This is a genomic window from Streptomyces anatolicus, from assembly GCF_019400875.1.
In the GTDB taxonomy this organism is placed as follows: Bacteria; Actinomycetota; Actinomycetes; order Streptomycetales; family Streptomycetaceae; genus Streptomyces; species Streptomyces anatolicus.
In genome coordinates this window covers 1-3,022 of the sequence record NZ_WMBF01000650.1, presented here as the reverse complement: position 1 = coordinate 3,022, position 3,022 = coordinate 1, and the positions used below count along the sequence as shown (strand labels likewise).

General features: G+C 72.8%; 3 protein-coding genes. 1 reads left to right on the top strand and 2 read right to left on the bottom strand.

What is annotated here, in order from left to right:
* Positions 1 to 125: 125 nt before the first annotated feature.
* Positions 126 to 728 carry a GNAT family N-acetyltransferase gene (locus tag GKQ77_RS30895; RefSeq protein ID WP_219692421.1) on the top strand — a complete coding sequence of 201 codons (603 nt, stop codon included), beginning with the start codon at positions 126 to 128 and terminating at the stop codon, positions 726 to 728.
* Between the two features lie 414 nt (positions 729 to 1,142).
* Here the strand turns inward: GKQ77_RS30895 and GKQ77_RS30890 are convergent, their stop codons facing one another.
* Complete coding sequence (locus tag GKQ77_RS30890) at positions 1,143 to 1,976, bottom strand: siderophore-interacting protein (RefSeq protein ID WP_219692420.1); 834 nt, start codon at positions 1,974 to 1,976, stop codon at positions 1,143 to 1,145.
* A 53-nt stretch (positions 1,977 to 2,029) separates the two neighbouring features.
* Positions 2,030 to 2,971 carry a 5'-3' exonuclease gene (locus GKQ77_RS30885; protein WP_372460032.1) on the bottom strand — a complete coding sequence of 314 codons (942 nt, stop codon included), beginning with the start codon at positions 2,969 to 2,971 and terminating at the stop codon, positions 2,030 to 2,032.
* Positions 2,972 to 3,022 lie beyond the last annotated feature (51 nt).

Here is a 3,022-nt window from a genome sequence, read left to right as displayed (position 1 = left end):
GGATGCGGGGCTTGCGTCTCATCAGGAGGCCAGCGTACGGGGCGCCGCAGGTCAGGGCGGGGGCCGGCCGTCGGGGCCCGGAAAACCAGTGCCGTCGCGTGCGCCTGCGCTGCCACGATGAGGGCATGCCCTTCCAGATCTCCGACGTCGTCGCGCCCGGCACCCTCGCCCGCCGGGAGCAGCCCGTGCTCCCCGTCCCCGGCGGTCTCGTCCTGCGCCCCTGGGCGGCCGGCGACGCCTCGGCTGTGTACGAGGCGTTCCAGGACCCCGTGATCCAGCGCTGGCACGCCCGCGTGGCCGAATCCGAGAGCGAGGCGCTCGGCTGGATCGAGGGCTGGCGCAAGGCCTGGGCCGACGAGCGCGACGGGTACTGGGCGATCGCCGACGCCGCCACGGACGCGGTGGTCGGACGGGCCGCCCTGCGGCTGATCACGCTCCCCGAGGGTCAGGCCGAAGTCGCCTACTGGACGATGCCGTTGGCGCGCGGGCGCGGTGTCGCCCCGCGTGCCGTGGAGGCGCTTTCGCGGTGGGCCTTCGAGGAAGTGGGCCTGCACCGGCTGGAGTTGACGCACGCGACGGCGAACGAGGCGTCGTGCCGCGTCGCCGCGAAGACCGGCTTCGCCGCGGAGGGCACCAAGCGCAGTGCGGTGCTGCACGGGGACGGCTGGCACGACATGCATCTGCACGCCCGTATCGCGGAACCGACGGGCTCCGCGCCGAGGGCGTGACGCCAACTGCCCTCACTGCCGGGTTCGCATCTCAGCGGGCTGCTGCCACGGCTGGGCTTGCGTCCCAGCGGATTGCCCTCATCGCCGGGTTCGTATCTCAGCGGACTGGTCCCCCGGTTGGGCTTGCGTCTCAGCGACCGTCACCCCGGCCGGGCTTGCATCCCGGCGGGCTGCTCCCACGGCTGGGCTTGCGTCCCAGCGACCGTCACCCCGGCCGGGCTTGCATCCCGGCGAACTGCTCCCACGGCTGGGCTCGCATCCCGGCGAACCGCCCCCCCGGCCGGGCTTGCGTCCCAGCGGGCCCGCCCCACCGCCGGGCCCGCGCCCGGCGGAAGGCGCCGCCCGGGCCCACGTCCAGCGGAAGTCGCCCACCCCGCAGGGCGGCTTCCCCCTTCCGCACCGGCGAGCGCAGCGTTACGCGTTCTCCTGCTCCGCCTCCACCTGCGCGTTCCACTCCCTCTTCGATGCCTGCCAGCCGTCCTCGTTGTGGCCGAGGCGCCAGTAGCCGGAGATGGAGAGGCGCTCGCGCGGTACCTCGCGTTCCACTCGTAGATAGCGGCGCAGTTCCTTCACGAAGCCCGCCTCGCCGTGGACGAAGGCCTGGACGTCGCCCTGCGGCCACTCCAGGGAACGTACGGCCTCGACCAGGGGTCCGCCCACCGGGCGGCCCGCGCGGTGCAGCCACACCACTTCCGCGTCCGTGGCGATCTTCTGCTCCTCCTCGGGGCCCTCGACCTCCACGAAGACGCGGGCGACGGCGCCCTCGGGAAGCGCCTCGGCCGCCGCGGCGATCGCGGGCAGCGCGCTCTCGTCGCCGGCCAGCAGATGCCAGTCGGCGCCCGCGTCCGGGGCGTAACCCCCGCCGGGGCCGAGGAAGCGGACCGTGGCGCCCGGCCTGACGTCTCGGGCCCACGGCCCGGCAAGGCCCTCGTCGCCGTGGATCACGAAGTCGAGGGCGAGTTCGCGCGCCTCGGGGTCCCACCAGCGCATCGTGTACGTCCGGGTGACCGGCCACTGCTCGCGAGGGAACTCCTCGCGGATGCGCTGGATGTCGAAGGGTTCCGGGTACGTGACGCCCTCGGCGTCGAAGAGCAGTTTGACGTAGTGGTCGGTGCACTCGCCCGCCGTGAACTCGGACAGGCCCTCGCCGCCGAGCACCACGCGCCGCATGTGCGGGGTCAGCTGCTCCGCGCGCACGACCTGCGCGACGTGGGTCTTCGGCGCTTTGCGAGCCGGACGTTCTGCCATCGGCGACGGCCTCCCCTGATCCATAGTTAGTTAGGCTTACCTAAGCTAACACCTCAGGTCTGAAGGGTGGTGAGAAGCCGCTGAAGCGAACCGCCGAGATTCCACCGCTCGGCCAGCTCCTCAAGCGCCACCGGATCGCGCGGTTCGCGGGGCAGCGCCACGTCGACGTCGGGCAGCGGCACGTCACCGGCGACCCGGACCACCTTCGGCGCGACCGCCACATACGCCCTGGACTCGTCGAGCCGCTTGCGCTGCGAGGGGGTGAGTTTCGACCTCGGGTCGTCGACCGCCGCCATGATCCCGGCGAGGTCACCGAAGGCGTCGAGCAGCTTGGCCGCCGTCTTCTCGCCGATGCCGGGCACGCCGGGCAGGCCGTCGCTCGGGTCGCCGCGCAGCAGGGCCAGGTCGACATAGCCGGGGCCGTCCACGCCGTACTTCTCGCGCAGCCAGGCCTCGTCGGTGAGCTGGAGGGTGCCGACGCCCTTCAAGGGGTAGAGGACGCGGATGCCGCGCGCGTCGTCGACCAGTTGGTACAGGTCGCGGTCGCCGGTGACGATGTCCACCGGGCCCGTGGCGCGGCCCGCGAAGGTGCCGATCACATCGTCGGCCTCGTACGCCTGCACGCCGACGCGTGCGATGCCGAGCGCGTCGAGGACCGCTTCGATCACCGGCACCTGCGGGGCGAGGGTGTCGGGGATCTCCTCGGCGTCCGGGCCCCGCTCGACCTCTTCGGCGACGCGGTGCGCCTTGTAGGAGGGGATCAGCTCCACCCGCCAGTGGGGGCGCCAGTCCGCGTCCATGCACGCGACCAGGTCGTCGGGGCGGTGGTCCTGGACGAGCCGGGCGATGAAGTCGAGCAGTCCGCGCACGGCGTTGACCGAGGTGCCGTCCGGGGCCTTCACGGAGTCCGGGACCCCGAAATACGCCCGGAAGTAGAGGGAGGCCGTGTCGAGAAGCATGAGCCGTCGTGTTCGCTGAGTCACGGTGCGCATCATGCCGCACACCGCCGACAGTGAGCCGGCATGGCGCCGCCCGCCGTGCGGGAG

Bases quoted from the DNA above. Each gene is read 5' to 3' on its own strand.
- GKQ77_RS30885 (WP_372460032.1), bottom strand. From the start codon at position 2,971: ATGATGCGCACCGTGACTCAGCGAACACGACGGCTCATGCTTCTCGAC.
- GKQ77_RS30895 (WP_219692421.1), top strand. From the start codon at position 126: ATGCCCTTCCAGATCTCCGACGTCGTCGCGCCCGGCACCCTCGCCCGC.
- GKQ77_RS30890 (WP_219692420.1), bottom strand. From the start codon at position 1,976: ATGGCAGAACGTCCGGCTCGCAAAGCGCCGAAGACCCACGTCGCGCAG.